Source organism: Rhodoferax koreense (assembly GCF_001955695.1).
Lineage (GTDB): Bacteria > Pseudomonadota > Gammaproteobacteria > Burkholderiales > Burkholderiaceae_C > Rhodoferax_B > Rhodoferax_B koreensis.
Map to the genome: position 1 here is coordinate 4,852,052 of NZ_CP019236.1, position 17,840 is coordinate 4,869,891.

Consider the following 17,840-nt stretch of genomic DNA (forward strand, 5'->3'; position numbering starts at 1 on the left):
AGTGCCTCCAGAAAAGCCAGGCCGAACGGACCATCTTCGAGCACGTAGCGGTGGTCCAGATGGGTGGGCCCATGGGGTCCCATGCCGCGGGCGTGGATCAGCGCCGCCATCGTGTGCAGCGAAGCGACCGGGACCTGGTACGAACGGCTGTAGTGTTCCTTGAGCGAAGGCAGCTCGAACGCAAAAGCCTGCGCCACGGCCAGCCTCTCGCGGTCCAGCGCCTCCGCGATACGCCCCACCACCGGCGAGAAGCATCCGAACAGCGGCCAGGCCTCGCCCAGGTCCATGCGCGTGAGGTTCGGAATGACTTCGGCGGCGTGGGCGATGGGATTGATGTTGGCCAGGGTGGGCACGAGCAGGTTGTCCGCCAGTGCGAACCGGTCGCCCAGCAGCCTCTGGCAGAGCGCGAGCGCGCTGGCGGCATGGCCCGCTCCCTTGGCCGCGAGGTCGATGCGCTCGCGCAGCGGGTTGACATGCAGCGTCCCGGCAGAAAGGAAATGCGCCGTGGTCACCGTGGTTCCCCAGCCCGCGACCTGGACGGACTGCCCGTGCGACTGCGCAGACTCCTGGATCCACAACGGACACAAGGAAAGCGAGCCGCTGACGATCAGGGTCTGTCCATTGCGCCAGAGCCGGTTCAAGGGGGCCAGGACATCGGCGTAGGCATTGCCGGGAAGACAGACGATGACCACACCGAAGTCGGCGAGCGCCGAGGGTTCGGCGAGAAAGCTCAGTTCGAATTTGCCGGTCATGGCCCCGACGCAGGAGAGTTGGGCTTTGCCCTCGCGGGGCTCCAGGTGCGATGCGCGAGGCGCCCAGAGACGGACGCGGTGTCCGCGGGCCATGAGATACGCCGCCGTTGCGCAGCCGATGGCGCCGGCCCCGATGACGGCCACGTCGACCGGCGCAGCAGCGCGGGCGGGCACAGTGGTTGGATTGGTCATGTCAATGGCGCCCGGCCGCCCGAAGGCGCTGACGCGCCCCCTCGGGGGCCAGCGATACGCGAAGCGATGAGCGTGGGGGTTGTTTCATGTCAGTCGAGGACGATGCGGCGTTCGGTGATCACGCGGCCCCACCGCGCGCTGGTTTCGAGCATGTCCTTGCGGAGCTCTTCCGGCGTGCTGGCGACCACTTCCACGCCCTGGCGCCGCAACTTGTCACGCAACTCCTGCCCGGCCAGCACCACGCGCACGGACTCGTACAGCCTGTCCACCACCTCCTTGGCCGTTCCCGCCGGGGCGAACAGGCCGAATTTGGTGGTCGCATCGAACTGCGGAATGCCGGATTCCCCGACGGTGGGCACGTCCGGCAACATGGGCGAACGGGCCGAGCCGGTCACGGCCAGGGGTTTCAGGCGGCCGCCCGCGATCAGGGGCAGGGCGACGCCGATATCCACGAAGCCAACGTCGACTTCGCCCATGGCAATCGCCATCGTGGCGGGGCCACCGCCTTTGTAGGGAATATGGGTCATGGAGGTCTTGGTGAGGTCCATGAAAAGCTCGCTCGCCAGGTGGCTCGTCGACCCGCTTCCACCGGTGGAGAAGTTGAGTTTTCCCGGATTCGCACGGGACATGTCGAGCAGGTCCGCGAGCCCGCGGGCCGTGGAGGCGGGCTTGACGGTCAGGATCAGCGGGCTCGCGGCCAGCAACGAGACGGGCGCCAGCGCATCCTGGCTATACGGCAGCTTCTTGATCAGATGGGGCGCGATGGCGTAGGTGCTGTTGGTGGCCAGGATCAGGGTGTAGCCATCCGGCGCCGCCTTGGCGACCTCGGCCTGTCCGATGGTGCCTACCGCGCCGGGGCGGTTGTCCACCACGACAGACTGCCCCAGATGCTTCGCCATCTCCGCGCCGATCTGGCGGGCGAGGATGTCCGTGGCGCCACCGGGTGCCCAGGCGACCATCAATTTGATCGGCCTGCTCGGGTAGGGAGAAGGCTGCGCCACCACAGGGGACGCGACGACACCGCAGGCGACGCTCGCCATGAGCAGCAATGCATGGGCAATTTTCAATCCGGACTCCTGAGAAACATCAAGCCCGGTCAGTCTAGGACGCAGCTTCCGCGGTGGATAGCGAACAATTTTCAAGCCCTGTTAACCGCCGGTAGACGTCGAGCGACGTCCCTTCCACGCTTCGGCACCGCAGGCTGCGCGCAGTGCGGAGGGCGGTGGCTCAATCCCTGACCAGGTGCGGGGGCAGCAGCCGGGCCGCCTTCTGGAAGAAAAGGAATTCGTCGTCGGTCATCCCCTCCGCCGAGAAGTCGAAATGGCACAAAGTGCCGAAGAGCTCGCCGGCATTGTCCAGCAACGGGACGCCGTGGTAGGACAGCAGTACGCCCTGGTAGGCGTGGCCGTTCAGCCGGTGGTCCAACGCGCTGTTTCCGGTTCGAAACTGCCCGTTGCGCATGACAAACTGGCAGAAGCTGTCGCCGATGGGCACTTCATCGAACACGTCCGGTTTGGGTTCGGCCGCCTTGTCGTGGAACTCCACCGCCCGCATGGATTGCCCGGTAAAGCGGAACGCGGCGGTGTAACGGTGCGCCACGCGGTCGTTCAGCGCCGCCAGGCCTGCCTTCAAGCCGCCGGTCTTGAGCGTGTCCTTGAACCGCTCGAGTTCGAAAAATTGGTGATCCATGCGATTGCCTATCCCTGTGCGCCTGGCAACCCTCGTCCAAGATGGGCCATTGTAGGTGAGTGCCGCCCCAACAGCCTGTGGCCCACATCGTTCGAATCCTTGCGATTTCGCAAGTGCCGTATCTCCGACGTGGTTGCTAATTCAGTCGGTCCTGCGCCACGCAGCTTCCAAGCCCACATCTACCAGGAGAAAAGAAATGATGACCAGATTTGCGCAACTGCTGTTCGCGCTCCTTTTGACGTCGAGCCATTTAGCCCATGCGTCTTGGACGAGCTTTTCGCTCGATCAGATCGACGCGCCGCTCAGCGCCCCACGCCACATCGACATCGCCACTCTCGATCCCTTCGCCTTGGGAACGACGATCGAACTCGGTGTGCCATCGGTGTCGCCAGGAACTCCGCTCTTCAGTTTCAGGAACGCCACCGGCTTCACGCTGGACGACTTCCATGTGACCATCACCTGCGTACAGACCGATCTCAACGCATGCAACGGTGGGCAGGTATTCGGCCCCTCCCAGCCATCGAGCGACATCTTCAGTCAAGTCTCCGACAACGTGGTCCCCTCGCAGAATGCCGGGATCTACACATGGAATTTCGACTTTTCCGGCGGGGATATCCTGCCGGGCGAACTCTTCGCCATCGTTGACAAGGGCAACGCTCTCGGACTTCCGCCCGCCGTGCTCGGCATCACCGCACGCGCTTCAGTCCCTGAGCCAAGCAGCGCCTTGTTGACCCTCTCGGCGTTGGCCTTCGTCGGCCTGATCAGCCGGCGTCGGCGCGTCGTCAAGTGCCCCATCCCCCCCCGCAGGTCGGTGGTGCATGTTCTCCAACTCAGGAATCCGCAGCACCGCGCGAGCCCATTCACAAGGCATACATCGATGGGCTGAGGGCCTTGGCGGTGTCCATGGTGATCCTGAATCACTTCCACGCCGATTGGATGCCGAGTGGATTCATCGGGGTAGATGTTTTCTTCGTGATCTCCGGCTACGTGATCACGCTGAATCTGGCGTCCAAACAACACCTCCGCTTTGCCGAGTTTTGTCTCGGCTTCTACGCGCATCGCATCAAGCGGCTGTTTCCCGCACTGTGCCTGATGGTGGTGCTGTCGAGCGTGGCGATCAGCCTCTTCAATCCAGACGCACACAGATCCATCAATACGGGCTGGACCGCGCTGTTCGGCGCATCTAACATCTTTCTGTGGGCCCAGGCCAACGATTACTTTTCGGGCGCCACCCAACTCAATCCCTTCACGCACACCTGGTCGCTGGGTGTTGAGGAACAGTTCTATTTCGTTTTCCCGGTGATCCTATGGATTGGCCTTGTCAAACTGGGCCATCGCCCGAGGCTGCTGACGTACTTCCTGGCTGCCACATGCACGCTCTCCGTGGTCTCATTCCTGGTCTACTCGCAGCTAAAACCCATGGCCGCCTACTACCTCATGCCGACCAGATTCTGGGAGTTGGCCAGCGGCGCAATGCTCGCACTCGGCACGCGGCGCAGCCGATCCAGGCCTGGCAGGCGGTTCCGCAACGCGCCCGCTGTGGCGATGGCCGGTCTGTTCTCGACATGTTTGCTACCCGCCACATGGTTTTCCGTGTCCATACCGATGGCGGTACTTTTCACAGCGGCGATGATTCATCAAGAGCGACGGGACCATTACGTGTACGACGCTCTTTCGGGAAAGGTCGCCGTGCATCTGGGAAGGGTCTCATACTCCCTTTATCTTTGGCATTGGCCGTTGCTGGTCGTCGGCAAATGGACCATCGGCGCGGGACCATTGGCTTCCCTGGCGGTGTTGCTCACGGTGATACTGTTCGCAGAGATGAGCTTTCGCCATGTGGAGCAGCCGTTTCGCCTTTCGCGCTGGGGACCCACCGAATTTCGAACCTTGTCCTACGGGCTCGGAGCGCTTTCCATCACGGCCGTCCTTCTGCATGCAGGACTCAAACCGATCGCAGACGGCCTCTATCTCGGCATTCGCCCCGCCCTTGCCGAGCGCGGCGCAGAAAGCCTGGCTAGACCGTACACCGCCATCGACGGCCTTGCCTGGGCGGGAGAAAAATGTGTCCTGCAGAGCAACCGGGACGTCGGCAAGACGATCGATCCGCAGGCGTGTTCGTTCGGCGCTTCTCCGAACCCCAGACGCATCATTGTTTTTGGTAATTCGTTCTCTGCCGCCTTTCTCCATGGGCTCGAGGAACTGGCACGCAATGACAGATTCACCATCACCCTGACCTCCTCATGGGGTGCCTCAGCCACGCCCAACATGCCCAACAAGAGCGAATGGAGCGCGGTCAACACCTACTACTGGGACAAGATCTACCCCGAGCTTGCCTCATCCCTCAAGAGCGGCGACTGGGTATTTCTGATGAGCGACCTGCATGATTTTTCCCCAAGCAAGGCCAGCCTGGAATCCCGCGATCTGATTGGCAGGTACCGCAGTGAACTGTCTGGAATGGCTCAGCAACTGGGCAGGCGCAGAGTGAAGCTCGCTGTGTTGCACGGCAACCCATTCGCCAGAGAGGCGCAGTGCGAGCCGGCGATCGCCCTGGCTCAGTGGTTCTCTCCTTTTGGGAGACCGTGCAACTTCTATGGGAAGGAAGACACCCTTCAACGAAGAAGGCCACTGGATATTGCATTGAAATCGCTGGGATCTCAAATTGTCATCGTGGATCTTCTGGACGTGTTCTGCCCTTCCGCGACTTGCAACTACGAAGGGAAATCGGGCGAAGTCCTGTACCGGGACGGTTGGTCTCATCCTTCGGCGGAAGCCGCCCGGCTTTCATATCCCATCTTGCGCGATGCGTTCACCGCCTTACGCTGACGCAGGCCACCGCCTTGCGCCATCTCAATCCAGGCACACGCCGTGCGACGAACAATGGAAGGCCAGTTTTCGCAGCATCGCCTGCCCGCACCCAGGACTCACTCGGAAGGACCCCATGCCATGTTTGCCGACCGACTTGACGCCGCCGAGCGCTTGGCCGAGGCGCTTCAACACTACGGAGATCGACAACCTTTGATCCTCGCCATTCCCCGGGGAGCGGTGTTCATGGGCGCGGTGCTGGCGCGCCGCCTGCACGGCGAACTGGACGTCATCATGGTTCGCAAGCTTCGAGCGCCAGATGCACCCGAATTCGCCGTGGGCGCGGTCGATGAGGCCGGTTGGACGTACATTGCGCCGCATGCGCAAGCCGCTGGCGCCCAGCCTGGCTACCTCGAGGCAGAGACGCGGGGGCAGTTGCGCGAAATACGCCGTCGCCGCGCGCTTTACACGCCGGGGCGCCCGCCCGTGGAAGCCACCGGCCGAACCGTGATCGTGGTGGACGACGGCCTGGCCACGGGCGCCACGATGATCGCGGCCCTGCATACCGTGCGAGAACGCAAGCCCGCCCGGCTGGTATGCGCGGTCCCCGTGGTCTCCCCACACGCTCTTGCGCAGGTTCGGGTCCTCGCGGACGAAACGGTCTGCCTCCAGGCGTCGGCTAATCTCCGTGCTGTGGGTCAGTTCTACCGCGCATTCCCGCAGGTGGAAGATGCCCAGGTGGCGGCTTTGCTCAACGCGAGGAATACGGCCGCTGCCGCGCGCAAGGATGCGCGTGGCGCCTGATGGACGATTTTCGCGCCGACCGATCGGCAACCGCAGCGACGGCCGCACCTTCCCGTGGCCTAGGTCGGCGATGCCTCCTGAAGCCGCGCTTCCTCGTGCTTGCGCCAAAGCGCATAGAAGCGACGGAATTCATCGTCTCGGCGTCCTCGCAGGCCCGTGTCGTGCCAGCCTGCCAGGAATTCGGACTCCTCGACGGTCAACCCTCGCAAAACCTCCTGGTCGGCGGCATTGCGCGACAGGGCACCGACTCGGATGAGGCGTGCACGCACCTGAGGCGGGAAAGCCAGGAAATCAGACGTGCCGGAAGTTTGCGCAGCATCCATGCAACAACACCGCGATGTTTCAGCATCCCGGGCGCTTCGCCTCATGCGGCCAGCCCACCGCTGGAACATGGCCACTGAATCCTCGTCGAATGCCATGGCTGCCATCTCTCAAACGTTGTTTTCATGGATTGGCACAACAGCCGAACGCAGGGCGGCTCGGGCCGGCGCCTGGCCCGGCCAGGACATCGGATGTTCGCGCACGCCCGCGTCTGGGCCTTCGTTCAGGCTCCGCACGGGCCGCATGCTGTCTTCCAGTTGCCGCCGGGCCCGGCTGAAGACCTGCCGCACCGAGGTGCGTGCATCGGGTGACTCGGCGGCGCGCACCTGCAGTTCACGACCAGGCAGCCGCACGACCAGACGAACCTGCCGGTCGTGCTGCGGCGTGGAGGGTTGTCCTTTCTCCGGCCCGATGAAAACCCGGCAGGTCATGGCGCACCGGACCGCACTCAGCAGCTTGGCCGCCTCTTCCCTTGCCACCGTTTCGATGCCAACCGGTGCTCGCGTACTCGACATGTGGATCTGGATGCTGTCTTCCATTCGAACTCACCTGTTCTTTCTTTTGTTCCGTCATTCGCGCCGCCGCAGGATCGGCCCATCGCATCCATCGAAGCAACAAGCCAGTGACGTGCAGCCCCTCCCTACTTGCGCCCGCGAGGCTCCGTTGCCGGCATGACCGCGGCCACCCAGGCCTTGGCCACCGCCTGCCACGTGGTCAGCGAGCGGTCCAGCCAGGGGGCCATGGCAGGCGTGGTAACGCGCCTGGCACCGCCGTCGAAAAAGGGCATCGCACACAATTTCGACGCACTTTTGCCGTTCGCACGAATGGCCTTCGCAATGGCGGACTGCATTTCCGCCCAGGCATTCGCCATCTCTGCCTGCCCACTCAAGGTCTGCACGATGCCCTTCGTCACCAGCTCGCGCTGGATGTCCAGCCAATCCTTCGGATGGCGGCTGAGGACCAGCCCGCGTTCCGCCTCGGCCACCTCCTCAACCCATTGCCGGCAGAGGTCGGACTGCACGCGCCGCATCTGCTCCAGGAAGTAAAGCATCAGGTGATGCGTCTGGAGATCCGCGGATTCGGCGGCCGTCACATCCTCGACGTCCTCGATCTCGGCCTCGTCGGATCGCGCCATTCGCCGTGCGGTTCGCTGAGCATGTGCGTTGTTTTCCATGGGAACTCCTTGGGTTCTGGTGGCAGCGGTCGTGCGTCACGCTTCACTGGATCGCTCGTGTCGGGTCAGCCTTCACAAAGTCTAGGCAGTGAACCGGCGACTGCGTTGCGCTAAGTCAAGCCCGGCCTCCAGGAAAGTGGCGATGCCAAATTCCTGGCCAGGTCGGCACGTTGCAGGGCGAGCAGCCCGGCCCGGTAGCCCTCCAATCGGTGCAGGCGCAACGTCGTGCTCGAAAAATCGAAATCACGCGATGCCGTCTCGTCGGGCGATGCCTCGCGCACGATGCGGGTGATGTCCACATGCGGGTCGTCACCCATCAAGTCGACGTACCGCGGCCGCTGGCGCAATTGATCGGCGGCCATCGGCTCCATCTGCGACAGGCACTCCTCTACCAGCTTGCGGAATTCACCGAGCACGGCATCCTCGGAACCAGTGCGGCGGATACGCTCCGCATAGATGATTTCGTCGCGCCGGCTCCACACGTCGGCCATCGTCTTGGGCAGCTCGCGCTGACTGCTGAAGAGATCGACCACCACCACCCGCTTGCCGGCCACGCCACAGCGCTCGACAACCTGTTCCAGCGGCGAGTTGCTGACGATGCCGCCGTCCCAGTAGTGGCGCTCGCCGATGCGGGTCCAGGGCAGGCCCGGCGGCAGGCTGCCGCTGGCGAGGATGTGGTCCACGCCGATATCGTCCACATAGCTGTCGAACAGCCGCAGCTCGGCCGTTTCGACCTCGACCGCGTTCACCAGCAGCCGCACCGGACTGGTACGCAGACCCCCGAAGTCCACGTATTTCTCGAGCAGGCTGCGTGCGGGCGAGAAGTCATAGAACGACGTCCACGCCATGGCCGGCTGCCCGTCCCATGCCGCCGACAGCCAACGCGGCCGGAACAGCGCGGGAACACCCCACCACATGGCCTGCAGGCTGGCCAGCCAACGGCGCATCGGCTCGTGGGAAACGCTCGGGGTGCTCATCGCCACCTCCGACCAGAAGGCCTCCAGCGCACGGGCCGCACCCTTCGGGTGGGAAGCCATGATGGCGCCGTTGAAGGCACCGATGGAGACCCCGGCCACGACGTTGGCCCGTAGCTGCGCTTCCTCCAGCGCCTTCACGACACCGCATTCGAAGGCCCCCAGCGCGCCGCCACCCTGCAGGATCAGCACCGTCTGGCTGGGCACACGCAGCAATGAGAACGACCCCGAATGCGCACCTTCACGGGACCGGCCGATGTGCGTCCGATAGCGGATCAGCCCGCGTGCGGCACGGGTCTCGGCCGCAGGCCGGCCAGTAGTGACCAGCGCCCGCGGAATATGGTCCCGCAGGAACAGCGTGGCCCATGCGCCACTGTCCAGTGCGCCCATCTCGATGCGTTCGGTCGCGCCTTCGGCCGCGCCCAGGAACTGAAATCCACGGTCGAAGACTTCACAATAGAAGGTGGAGACCTCGTCATAGGGCAGGTTGCGGCCCAGCATGTTCTTGGCGGCCAGCCGGCCCTGCCTGACGGCGTTGTCCCAATGCTCGATGCGGCGCCGCTTTTGGAACACCGGGTCGAAGAAGTTGGCCACGTCGCCCGCGGCGAAGACGCCCTGCGTCCCGCTTTGCAGGCGATCGTCCACCAGCACGCCATCCTCGCAGGGAATGCCGCTGCCCGCCAGGAAAGCGACATCGGGCCGCACGCCGATGCCGACGATCACGAGGTCGCAGCCCAGCACCCGTCCGTCACCCAGCACCACCCCTTCCACGCGCGTGCGCCCGCTCAGGGCGGTGGCCTCGCCGATCGCCAGCCGCACGCCGTGCCGCTCATAGAGCGATGCAAAGTAACGCACTAGTCCCGGCGCCCGCAGAACATCGAAGCGGCCTCGTCGCGGCGCCAGCATGGTCACGTCCAGCCCCTTCTGGCACAGCGTCGCGGACACCTCCATGCCGATGAAGCTGGCGCCGATGACGACCACGCGCCGCGCTCGCGCGGCCGCGGCGTGGATGGCGGCGGCATCTCCGGCATGACGCAGGCAATACACGCCTGGCAGGTCCGCGCCCGGCACCGCCAGCCGCACGGCATGAGCGCCCGTGGCCACGAGCAAACGACCGTAACGCAGCGGCGGCCCCCGGTCGAGCCGAACCTGCCTGGCCGCAGCATCGACATGGACCGCGCGCGTGCCGAGCAGCAACTCGACCTCGAGCCGCTCGTAGACCTCCGGACGCAGCACCGGCTGCGGTGGCCTCGCCTCGGCCGACAGCAGCAACCGCTTCGACAGCGCGGGGCGGTGGTAGGGCGCGATCGGCTCGGCGCACACCATGGCGATGGTGCCCGTGGCACCTTCGGCCCGCAGCGTTTCCGCCGCCGTGGCGCTGGCCAGTCCGCCGCCGATCAGGACGAAGTCGCAGTCTCGGGCCTCGATGGCGGTTGAGCCTTCTTCCGGATGCAAGCCTGCGTGGTCCATGCAGGCATCTTGTCGACCGCGGCGCGCGAAAGCTTTGAGCCACCTCAAACTCGGCCGAGCCCCGATGATTCGATCTGTTACAGACTGTCCAGCATACGCAGTGAAAAGCCCGCGCAATAATTGAAACAAGGTTTTCGCTACCTCACAACTGGCCCACCCGCCCGACGCCCGTGAAACAATCCATCCACCTCGCCATCCTGGACGATGAACTCGACATCCGGATGCTGGTTTCGAACTATCTCAGCGGGCACGGGTACCGTGTGAGTTGCCTGAAGAATGGCGCCGAAATGTACGCCCTCATGTCCCGCGATCCGGCCGCCCTGGTCCTGCTCGATCTGGGGTTGCCGGGTGAGGACGGCCTATCCATCGCCAGGCAATTGCGCCAGCAATGGCGCTGCGGGCTGGTGATCGTCACCGGCCGGGGCGAAGCCGTGGACCGCGTGGTCGGGCTGGAGCTTGGCGCGGACGACTACATCACCAAGCCGTTCGATCTTCGCGAGATGGCCGCCCGGATCAAAGCCGTGCTGCGTCGGCTCCATCCGGCCGATTTCGACGGCGCGAGCGGCCCGGCTCCGCTGTCCGAACCATCCCTGTGCTTCGATGGCTGGCGGCTCGACCCGGGCGCGCGCAGGCTGATCGACGAGGCCGGCGGCGAAGTGCCTCTGACTTCTGGCGAATTCGACCTGCTGCAGGTCTTCGCGCGCCACGCCGGCCGTGTACTGAGCCGCGACTTCCTGCTAGACCATACCCGCGGCCGCGATGGCGGGCCGTTCGACCGCACGATCGACGTACAGGTCAGCCGGTTGCGCAGGAAGATCGAGGAGGACCCGGATCACCCGCGACGCATCAAATCGGTCCGGGGCGCGGGCTACCTGTTCGTGCCGCCCGTCACGCGCGAGGGATGAGCATGGCCCGGCATCAGTCGCATCCATGGGTGGCCGGCACGGGCGGCGACATGCAGGCCGACAGCGCCATGCTGGCTGCCATCTTCCTGGCCAATCCGGATGCCCTGCTCGCCGTGGACGGCGACGGCGCCATCGTGCTGGCCAACCACGCCGCCACCAATCTCCTCGGCTACTCCGAACAGGAGCTTCGGCAGATGAACGTGGACATGCTGGTGCCCGCCAATGCGCGCGCTGCGCATGCCACGCACCGCCAGGACTACGCGCGCGCGCCACAGGCACGACCCATGGGGGAGCGCAGCGAACTCTGCGTGCGATGCAAAGATGGCCAGGAGGTGATGGTGGAGATCGCACTCAGCCCCATGGCGCGGTCCGGTCGCCCCATGGTGCTGGCATCGATCCGTTCGATCGGCGCGTACCCACGCGTACGTCAGGCCTTGCGCCGGGCACGGTACAGCGAAAGCCTGGCGCGACTCGGGCATGTGGTGGTCAACGCGCGGGACCCACAGACGGTGCTCGACCTGTTGCCCGGTGTCGCTGCCGAGGCACTGGAAGTCGAAAACGTCGCCGTCTTCCTGCTGGAGGACGACCACCAGCACCTGCGCGTGGCCAGTTCGGTCGGCGACATCCAGGGCCAGCAGACCGGCATGCGCATTCCCTATGAGAAAAAGAGTTCGCTAGGCCTGGTTCTGGCGGGTGGCCACAACCTGATCGTCGAGGACTACTGCCGCGAAACCCGTTTTGACGTGCCCGAGGCCTACCTCCGGGCGGGACTGGCCAGCGCAGGAGTCACGCCAGTGCACGATCATGGCCGGATGATCGGCGCGCTGGCGGCGCGTTCCCGCACGCCGTCGCGTTTCGGCAGCGAGGAGATGCACTACCTCGAATCCCTGGCGAGCCTGCTCGGCACCTACCTGCAACGCGTTCGGGCGGACGCCGCCCTGCGCCATGCCCAGACCCTGGAGAGCGTTGGCCAGTTGTCCGGCGGCATCGCCCATGACTTCAATAACCTCCTGACCGTGATCCAGGGCAATCTGGAAGTGCTCGGAGAACGCCCCCCTTCCTCGATCGACGACGAAGCCAGGGAACTGGTGGGCACGGCAGCCCGTGCCGCGCGGCGAGCCGCCGAGCTCACCGCCAAGCTGCTGGCGTTCTCGCGGCGCCAGGTGTTGCAGCCTACGGCAGTGAACGTGGCGGCTCTCATCTCGTCGCTGGCCGACATGCTGCGCCGTACGCTGGACCGGCGCATCGAAATCTCCGTGCGGGTCGACCCCCAATGCCCGGCGATCCAGGTGGACGAAGTCGAGCTCGAAGCTGCGTTGCTGAACATCGCCGTGAATGCGCGCGACGCGATGCCCGAAGGCGGCAGGCTGCGCTTCGAGGCAACGCGCAGCCAGGCCCTGCCAGACGACGTGCGCACGGAGTTGACGGAAGACGCCGCAAGAGGGACCGAAGGTTTCGTGACCATCGCCGTTACGGACGACGGCTGCGGCATGCCGCCCCAGGTGAAGGAACGCGCTTTCGAGCCGTTCTTCACCACCAAACCGCAGGGCCGTGGCACCGGCCTGGGCCTGAGCACGGTGTTCGGCTTCGTCAAGCAGTCCCACGGCACGGTACGCATCGACAGCGAATCCGGGCGGGGCACCACGGTCCGGCTGTACATGCCTTGCGCCGCGGCACGGCAGGCCTGCGCGGAACCTGCACCGCCATCCGAGGCATTGCCCGTCGGCTTGCACGTCCTGCTGGTGGAGGACGATCACGACGTGCAGGCCACGACGGTCCGCCTCCTTCATGACATCGGCTGCAAAGTGCATGCTTTCAATAGCGGCGAGGCCGCACTCGATGCCCTGCCCCGCCTGGGTACCGTCGACCTGCTGCTGACCGACGTGGCATTGGGCAGGGGCATGCGCGGCACCGCGCTGGCGGCCAAGGCGCAAGGCTTGCGCCCCTCCATGGCAGTGGTGCTGATGTCGGCCTTTTCCACCGATTTGCTACAGGTGAACCAGGAAGCGCCGCCGGACTGGGAACTGCTGGCCAAGCCCTTCTCGCGCGAGGAGTTGTCAGGCGCGCTGGCACTGGCCCTGCACCAGCGCTGAACATCCCCCCAGGCGCCCTCGGGGCTGCAGGTTCGATCGGATGCGCAAATGCCGCGTCAGGTCGGCCAGTTGCCTGCCCGCGTGGCGCAGCACGCTCAGTGCAGCACCGGACCCAGCCCGGCCAGGCTGTCCTGCACGAAGTCGTCCAGGCCATCGATGTCCGGAATGGCAATGTCGCGCCGGCCCTTCACCGGAAACGCGATCAATTGCATCCTCGACAGCAGCGTCAGTGCGCGGCTCACGGTCTCCAGCGTCATGCCCAGGTGGTTGCCGATCTCGGCGCGCGTGAGTCGCAATGCGATCTGGTCGGTCCGCAGGCCCCGCGCCTGCAGCGCCAACGCCCACTCGTGCAGAAAATTGGCGACGCGCGCGTCGGCCGGCAGCGTGCACACCGACATCAGGGAGTTGCGGCTCTGGGCCATCTGCAGTCCCATCGCCTGGTGCAAGGCGGTGAGCAGGGCCGGTTGCTGCGCGCAGGCGGCCAGCAGCGCATCGTAGCGGAACGACCAGAGCTCCCCGGTGTCCATCGCCACCGCATCACAGGCGTAGACGCCGTTGGCAATGCCGTCCAGGCCCAGCCAATCGCCGCGGAACTTCAGCCCGACGATCTGCTCCCGGCCATCCTGGGCCAGATTGACCACCTTGAAGGCGCCCGAGTGGGCGAAATGCAGGTGCGTGAAGCCGATCCCCGCCTGGTAGACGGCCTCGCCCGCATGCACGATGCGTCGGCTCGGTGCCAAGGCCGAATTCAGCAGCGCGGCCGTATCCGCGATGTGCGCCTGCTCGACCAGCCCTCGACGGCGCACGGGCCGCTCGACCCGGGTCGACGGGTCGCCGCGCAGCGGCTGGACCTGGAAGTTCTGGACTGTGGCGGGGTGCAGTTGGGTTTGGATGAACATGGAAGGCTCCGAAGTGAATGGTGATGGTTTGGATTGAGGTTAGGGTCAGCCTGCGGCATGCATGAAAACCGTCTGAAACGCCGCGTGCCGTTGTGTGAACCGTCGGTAACAGCACACCACGGCAGCCGTCAGCCACAGTTGACCGGCGCTTGATGCACATCAAACCTCAGCCCGCAGCCGCTTCCAAGATTCGAACCGAACGCTGCATGCCCACCGACACCTCCGCTTCATGATGTGTGCCCGTCCCCATATCGATCTCCATGGCCTGCCCAGCCTCTCGAGGCTGCTGGCCAGCGCGCGTGGTCTGCGCAATGCACCGGCTCGCTCGGTGCGCAGGCTCGCGCTGCGCGGGAGCCACCTGGGCTTGCTGACCCGGGAAGTCGACAAGGCCAGCGCCGAGCGGTTCTGCCGCGCTGCAGAAGCCCTCGGCGCCCATGTGTCGCAGGTCACCCCGGCGCTCACAGACAGCAGCCTTCCGGCCGACATCGACCGGCTCGCCGGGGTCTTGGCTCGCCTCTATAGCGGAATCGAGTGCCAGGGCATCGCGCCGTCGCTTGTCGGCCGCATCGCGGCGAAGTCGGGTGTGCCGGTGTTCGCGGGCCTGGCCACGCCAGCGCACCCGCTGGCGGAGGCCGTCACAGCCATGGGTGGCGAAGGCAGCGACGAGGAGAAATGGATCTGGCTGATCCAGGCGGTGCTGCTCGAACGGATCGGATGAGCGCTCCCAAGCCAGGCGGTACCTGGCGCAAGACGCCCAGGGCAGGCGGCCCGACCACACGCTCAGTGCGCCATCAGCACCGGCAGGGTCATGCGTTCCAGCAGCGTGCGGGTGGATCCACCGAGCAGCAGTTCACGCAACCGGCTGTGGTGGTAGCAACCCATGACGAGAAGCTGGCCGTTCAGGTCGGCGGCACGCGACAGCAGGCGTTCACCGACATCGCCGGTGTCCCGGTCGGCATGCAGGACCGGGTCGATGCCATGATGCTTCAGGTAGCCCGCGAGCCGGACGAGCGCGAATTCCGCATCGTCGCCGTAGGCCAGCGCATGCACCCGCTTCGCCCGCATGAGCCAGGGCAGCGCCGCGCTGACAGCGCGGGCCGCCTCGCGGTTTTCCTTCCACGCGATCAGCACCGTACCACCGACCTCGGTGGCCGGGCCGGCGTGGGGCACGAGCAGCGTCGGCTTGCCGGTGGCCGCCATGACGTCCGGCACGAAGTCGGTGGGCACGTCTTCGCCTTGCGTGTCGTCCGGATCCCGCTGCCCCAGCACAAGCAAGTCCGCGTAGAACGCCCGCTGCATGAAACCATCCGGCGCCGAAGGCAGCTGCTCGCCCCAGCTCAGCCGTGGCGCACCGGCGGCATGTGCCTCGAAGATGCGGTGGGCCTTGGCGCGACGCGCGCGGTCGAGCTCCTCCATGATCGGCACGGCCTGTCCTCCGCCCCGAAGCGAAGCAGCGTATTGCTGCAGAGCCGAAACCACCGCGTATTGCACGGTGGTTTCGGCATCGAAGGCATCGGCCAATTGGCGCGCGACCTGCATCCGCTTGGCGGCGTGCGAGGACGAGTCCAGGTGAACAAGGATCGAGGCAAGGGTTTTCATGGGAACCTCCGATGGATGGCGGACGCGGGACACCAAGTTAGCCGACGGCCCTGCGCACGGCTTGCGCCACGTCAATGAGCGAAGGCCTCGTGCAGCAATCGGCACGACCGATCAGGAAGCGGGTTGATCCAGGACAAGGCGGCTTGCGCCGTGGCGCCTAGAGTGGGCTTGTTCGAAGGAGATGGCCATGAAGACCTGTTCACGCGCCGCAGCGACGGCGGCCTTGTGTGTTGCGTTCTGTATCGCGCCGCCACTTGCGGCGCACGCGGGCCAGGCGGTCCCGTTCCAGAACGGTGGCATCGGCGACGAGAGCCGGCAGGAAATGGCCGCGGCGCGCCACCAGTATCGGCTGCGCATGAGCTTCGCAGAGACGCGCAGCGGTGCCTACATCACGGGTGTGAGCGTCGTCATCGAGCGCGGACAGAACGGCGGCCAGCTACGTTTCGAGGACTGCGGCCCGCTCTTCTATGTGGCCATGGAGCCTGGCGTGTACCACGTCACCGCGACCTACGGTGGGCTGAGCCAAAGCCGCGTGGTGGACGTCCGACACGGCGCCCGCGAACTCGTCCTGTACTGGCCCGCCGCGTCTGAAAGTTGAAGCGTCCCTGCTTCTACGAAGGAAAACCATGACGCACTTGCTCGCCCAGAACCTCGGCCTGCTCGACAGGCTCGCACGCATCGGCCTCGGTGTCGTGCTCATCGGCCTGGCCGCATTCGGCAGCATCGGCGCCTGGGGCTATGTCGGCGTGCTGCCGCTGTTGACTGCGATTGCCGGCAGTTGTCCCGCATACCGCCTGTTCGGCTGGAGCACCCGCGCAGATGCGCGCCATTGAGCCTGCCACCGGCTAGGTCAGCAGGCAGTCGACCACCTTCGCCAGCAGATCTTCCGCGTCCGCGGCTGCCACCGCGCCGGGCAGCGCCACGTCGCCGTGCAGCACGAAAACAGGCTTGCCCCATTTCAGGCCCATCGCCATCTCGGACAGCGTGCCCATGTTGCCGCCGATGGCCACCAGGCAGACACCGCTGCGCGCGACGATCGCGTTGCGCAGTTCGCCCATGCCGGTCGGCACGGCCACGCTGAGCCATTCGTTGGCGTTGCGGTCGTCCTCCTCCGGCAGGATGCCGATGGCGATGCCGCCGGCCCCGGTTGCGCCGCGGGCCGCCGCCGCCATCACACCGCCCCGCCCCCCGCAGACGATGGCCATGCCGGCCCCGGCGAGGTGGCGGGCAACGAACTCGGCCGCCTCGCACTCGCGCGGTCCGCCATCCCCGGGCCCGATCACGGCGACCGGCTGGCGGTGCCGATGGCTTCCCTCCTGCCGCTGCGCCAGCCGCGCGAGCGCCTCAATGACCGGCGCCGACGGCACGGCGTTCACGCTTTCGTGTGACGACATCTCCCACTCCCATCACGATCACACATACCACCATCAGCACCAGCGAGAGCGCCGCTGCCAGCGGAAAATCCGATCCCCCGTCGCTGACCTGCGAGAGCAGCATCAGCGGGAGGATGTTCAGCTGCGTGCCGACCAGGGCCAGCGCCGTGCCGTAGGTGCCCATGGCCAGGGCGGCCACGACGCAGGCGCTGGCCAGAACGGACGGCGCCACCTCGGGCACGACGGTGTCCCAGAAGGCGCGGGCGCGCGACGCCCCCAGCGTGCGCGCCGCCAGTGCCGGGCGCAGGTCCAGGTTGGCGAACACCGGGTACAGCGACAGCGCCACGCGCGGGATCAGGTAGTAGGCATAGGCAAGACCCAGGCCTGTCACGCTGTAGATCCAGCTGCCGACCACGGCCGGGTCGGCGCCGAGACCCGCGAGCAGTTGCGTCACGAAGCCGGCGCGTCCGAACGCAAGGATGAACCCGTAGGCGATCACCAGTCCCGAGAAGGCCAGCGGTAGCCCGAGCAGCGTCATCATCCACTGGCGGCGGTGGGCCGGCTGCCGCGCAAGCTCGATCGCAATGCAGGTGCCCACGGCGGCCGACACGGTGCCAGCGGCCACACCGAGCAGCAAGGTGTTGCGCAGCGCACCAAGAAACAGCGGCTGGCCGAACAGCCGCGCGAACGCGCTGCCGCCATCCGCAAAGGCTTCGGGCAGCAACGCCGCCAGCGGTGCCGCGAAGAACAGCGCCATGAAGAGCCAGGCCGGCCAGGCCCCGAAACGCCGCAT

Annotated in this window: 18 protein-coding genes and 1 pseudogene; 8 read left to right on the top strand and 11 right to left on the bottom strand. The window is 65.9% G+C overall.

The window, feature by feature from the left end; translation table 11 throughout:
* Positions 1-5: 5 nt before the first annotated feature.
* The 3 genes and pseudogenes from RD110_RS28695 to RD110_RS22490 all read right to left on the bottom strand — a co-directional run.
* Positions 6-944: pseudogene (locus RD110_RS28695) on the bottom strand (NAD/NADP octopine/nopaline dehydrogenase family protein); the annotation flags it as partial.
* A gap of 89 nt (positions 945-1,033) precedes the next feature.
* A complete protein-coding gene (locus tag RD110_RS22485; RefSeq protein WP_157900300.1) occupies positions 1,034-2,011 on the bottom strand; it encodes a Bug family tripartite tricarboxylate transporter substrate binding protein in 978 nt (325 codons plus the stop codon).
* Positions 2,012-2,171: 160 nt separating this feature from the next.
* Positions 2,172-2,633, bottom strand: a complete 462-nt coding sequence (locus tag RD110_RS22490; protein ID WP_076202138.1) for a GAF domain-containing protein — start codon at positions 2,631-2,633, stop codon at positions 2,172-2,174.
* A 196-nt stretch (positions 2,634-2,829) separates the two neighbouring features.
* Between RD110_RS22490 and RD110_RS22495 the strand changes: the two genes are divergently transcribed.
* The 3 genes from RD110_RS22495 to RD110_RS22505 all read left to right on the top strand — a co-directional run bounded on the left by RD110_RS22495 (position 2,830) and on the right by RD110_RS22505 (position 6,239).
* Positions 2,830-3,519: a PEP-CTERM sorting domain-containing protein gene (locus tag RD110_RS22495; protein ID WP_076202139.1), complete on the top strand. Its 690-nt coding sequence runs from the start codon at positions 2,830-2,832 to the stop codon at positions 3,517-3,519.
* 17 nt (positions 3,520-3,536) lie between these two features.
* Positions 3,537-5,456, top strand: coding sequence for an acyltransferase family protein (locus RD110_RS22500; protein ID WP_157900301.1), 1,920 nt, complete (start codon positions 3,537-3,539; stop codon positions 5,454-5,456).
* A 120-nt stretch (positions 5,457-5,576) separates the two neighbouring features.
* Entirely contained in the window at positions 5,577-6,239 is a 663-nt protein-coding gene (locus RD110_RS22505) for a phosphoribosyltransferase (RefSeq protein WP_076202141.1), read from the top strand.
* A gap of 59 nt (positions 6,240-6,298) precedes the next feature.
* Here the strand turns inward: RD110_RS22505 and RD110_RS22510 are convergent, their stop codons facing one another.
* The 4 genes from RD110_RS22510 to RD110_RS22525 form a co-directional block, all read right to left on the bottom strand.
* Positions 6,299-6,562 carry a hypothetical protein gene (locus RD110_RS22510; protein ID WP_076205484.1) on the bottom strand — a complete coding sequence of 88 codons (264 nt, stop codon included), beginning with the start codon at positions 6,560-6,562 and terminating at the stop codon, positions 6,299-6,301.
* Positions 6,563-6,670: 108 nt separating this feature from the next.
* Positions 6,671-7,099: a hypothetical protein gene (locus RD110_RS22515; protein WP_076202142.1), complete on the bottom strand. Its 429-nt coding sequence runs from the start codon at positions 7,097-7,099 to the stop codon at positions 6,671-6,673.
* Positions 7,100-7,200: 101 nt separating this feature from the next.
* Positions 7,201-7,734, bottom strand: a complete 534-nt coding sequence (locus RD110_RS22520) for a phasin family protein (protein WP_157900302.1) — start codon at positions 7,732-7,734, stop codon at positions 7,201-7,203.
* 110 nt (positions 7,735-7,844) lie between these two features.
* On the bottom strand, positions 7,845-10,178 hold the full coding sequence (locus tag RD110_RS22525) for an FAD-dependent oxidoreductase (protein WP_076202146.1): 2,334 nt from the start codon (positions 10,176-10,178) through the stop codon (positions 7,845-7,847).
* 170 nt (positions 10,179-10,348) lie between these two features.
* On the opposite strand from RD110_RS22525, the gene RD110_RS22530 reads away from it, so the two are divergent.
* Positions 10,349-11,083: a winged helix-turn-helix domain-containing protein gene (locus RD110_RS22530; RefSeq protein ID WP_076202147.1), complete on the top strand. Its 735-nt coding sequence runs from the start codon at positions 10,349-10,351 to the stop codon at positions 11,081-11,083.
* Between the two features lie 2 nt (positions 11,084-11,085).
* Entirely contained in the window at positions 11,086-13,176 is a 2,091-nt protein-coding gene (locus RD110_RS22535) for an ATP-binding protein (protein ID WP_239467100.1), read from the top strand.
* 95 nt (positions 13,177-13,271) lie between these two features.
* Here the strand turns inward: RD110_RS22535 and RD110_RS22540 are convergent, their stop codons facing one another.
* Positions 13,272-14,075: a Crp/Fnr family transcriptional regulator gene (locus tag RD110_RS22540; protein WP_083686473.1), complete on the bottom strand. Its 804-nt coding sequence runs from the start codon at positions 14,073-14,075 to the stop codon at positions 13,272-13,274.
* Between the two features lie 232 nt (positions 14,076-14,307).
* On the opposite strand from RD110_RS22540, the gene RD110_RS22545 reads away from it, so the two are divergent.
* Positions 14,308-14,793: a Rossmann-fold NAD(P)-binding domain-containing protein gene (locus RD110_RS22545; protein ID WP_157900303.1), complete on the top strand. Its 486-nt coding sequence runs from the start codon at positions 14,308-14,310 to the stop codon at positions 14,791-14,793.
* A 62-nt stretch (positions 14,794-14,855) separates the two neighbouring features.
* Here RD110_RS22545 and RD110_RS22550 read toward each other — a convergent pair whose 3' ends face one another.
* Positions 14,856-15,674 (bottom strand): universal stress protein, encoded by an 819-nt coding sequence (locus tag RD110_RS22550; RefSeq protein ID WP_076202152.1) that lies wholly within the window; start codon positions 15,672-15,674, stop codon positions 14,856-14,858.
* Positions 15,675-15,861: 187 nt separating this feature from the next.
* On the opposite strand from RD110_RS22550, the gene RD110_RS22555 reads away from it, so the two are divergent.
* Both RD110_RS22555 and RD110_RS22560 read left to right on the top strand, forming a co-directional pair.
* A complete protein-coding gene (locus tag RD110_RS22555) occupies positions 15,862-16,272 on the top strand; it encodes a hypothetical protein (RefSeq protein ID WP_157900304.1) in 411 nt (136 codons plus the stop codon).
* 28 nt (positions 16,273-16,300) lie between these two features.
* Positions 16,301-16,507, top strand: coding sequence for a YgaP family membrane protein (locus tag RD110_RS22560; protein ID WP_076202155.1), 207 nt, complete (start codon positions 16,301-16,303; stop codon positions 16,505-16,507).
* Between the two features lie 12 nt (positions 16,508-16,519).
* Here RD110_RS22560 and RD110_RS22565 read toward each other — a convergent pair whose 3' ends face one another.
* Together RD110_RS22565 and RD110_RS22570 are read right to left on the bottom strand one after the other, a co-directional pair.
* The gene (locus RD110_RS22565; protein ID WP_076202157.1) at positions 16,520-17,068 is read right to left on the bottom strand and encodes a TIGR00725 family protein; all 549 of its coding nucleotides are present in this window, start codon (positions 17,066-17,068) and stop codon (positions 16,520-16,522) included.
* The gene (locus RD110_RS22570) at positions 17,019-17,840 is read right to left on the bottom strand and encodes an ABC transporter permease (protein ID WP_076202158.1); all 822 of its coding nucleotides are present in this window, start codon (positions 17,838-17,840) and stop codon (positions 17,019-17,021) included. The genes RD110_RS22565 and RD110_RS22570 overlap by 50 nt, the downstream gene beginning before the upstream one ends.

What these genes read in the sequence shown, in the direction of transcription:
- RD110_RS22490 (WP_076202138.1), bottom strand. Translation starts at nt 2,633, where the DNA reads ATGGATCACCAATTTTTCGAACTCGAGCGGTTCAAGGACACGCTCAAG.
- RD110_RS22495 (WP_076202139.1), top strand. Translation starts at nt 2,830, where the DNA reads ATGATGACCAGATTTGCGCAACTGCTGTTCGCGCTCCTTTTGACGTCG.
- RD110_RS22500 (WP_157900301.1), top strand. Translation starts at nt 3,537, where the DNA reads ATGGTGATCCTGAATCACTTCCACGCCGATTGGATGCCGAGTGGATTC.
- RD110_RS22505 (WP_076202141.1), top strand. Translation starts at nt 5,577, where the DNA reads ATGTTTGCCGACCGACTTGACGCCGCCGAGCGCTTGGCCGAGGCGCTT.
- RD110_RS22510 (WP_076205484.1), bottom strand. Translation starts at nt 6,562, where the DNA reads ATGGATGCTGCGCAAACTTCCGGCACGTCTGATTTCCTGGCTTTCCCG.
- RD110_RS22515 (WP_076202142.1), bottom strand. Translation starts at nt 7,099, where the DNA reads ATGGAAGACAGCATCCAGATCCACATGTCGAGTACGCGAGCACCGGTT.
- RD110_RS22520 (WP_157900302.1), bottom strand. Translation starts at nt 7,734, where the DNA reads ATGGAAAACAACGCACATGCTCAGCGAACCGCACGGCGAATGGCGCGA.
- RD110_RS22525 (WP_076202146.1), bottom strand. Translation starts at nt 10,178, where the DNA reads ATGGACCACGCAGGCTTGCATCCGGAAGAAGGCTCAACCGCCATCGAG.
- RD110_RS22535 (WP_239467100.1), top strand. Translation starts at nt 11,086, where the DNA reads ATGGCCCGGCATCAGTCGCATCCATGGGTGGCCGGCACGGGCGGCGAC.
- RD110_RS22540 (WP_083686473.1), bottom strand. Translation starts at nt 14,075, where the DNA reads ATGTTCATCCAAACCCAACTGCACCCCGCCACAGTCCAGAACTTCCAG.
- RD110_RS22545 (WP_157900303.1), top strand. Translation starts at nt 14,308, where the DNA reads ATGTGTGCCCGTCCCCATATCGATCTCCATGGCCTGCCCAGCCTCTCG.
- RD110_RS22550 (WP_076202152.1), bottom strand. Translation starts at nt 15,674, where the DNA reads ATGAAAACCCTTGCCTCGATCCTTGTTCACCTGGACTCGTCCTCGCAC.
- RD110_RS22555 (WP_157900304.1), top strand. Translation starts at nt 15,862, where the DNA reads ATGAAGACCTGTTCACGCGCCGCAGCGACGGCGGCCTTGTGTGTTGCG.
- RD110_RS22560 (WP_076202155.1), top strand. Translation starts at nt 16,301, where the DNA reads ATGACGCACTTGCTCGCCCAGAACCTCGGCCTGCTCGACAGGCTCGCA.
- RD110_RS22565 (WP_076202157.1), bottom strand. Translation starts at nt 17,068, where the DNA reads ATGTCGTCACACGAAAGCGTGAACGCCGTGCCGTCGGCGCCGGTCATT.
- RD110_RS22570 (WP_076202158.1), bottom strand. Translation starts at nt 17,840, where the DNA reads ATGCGGCGTTTCGGGGCCTGGCCGGCCTGGCTCTTCATGGCGCTGTTC.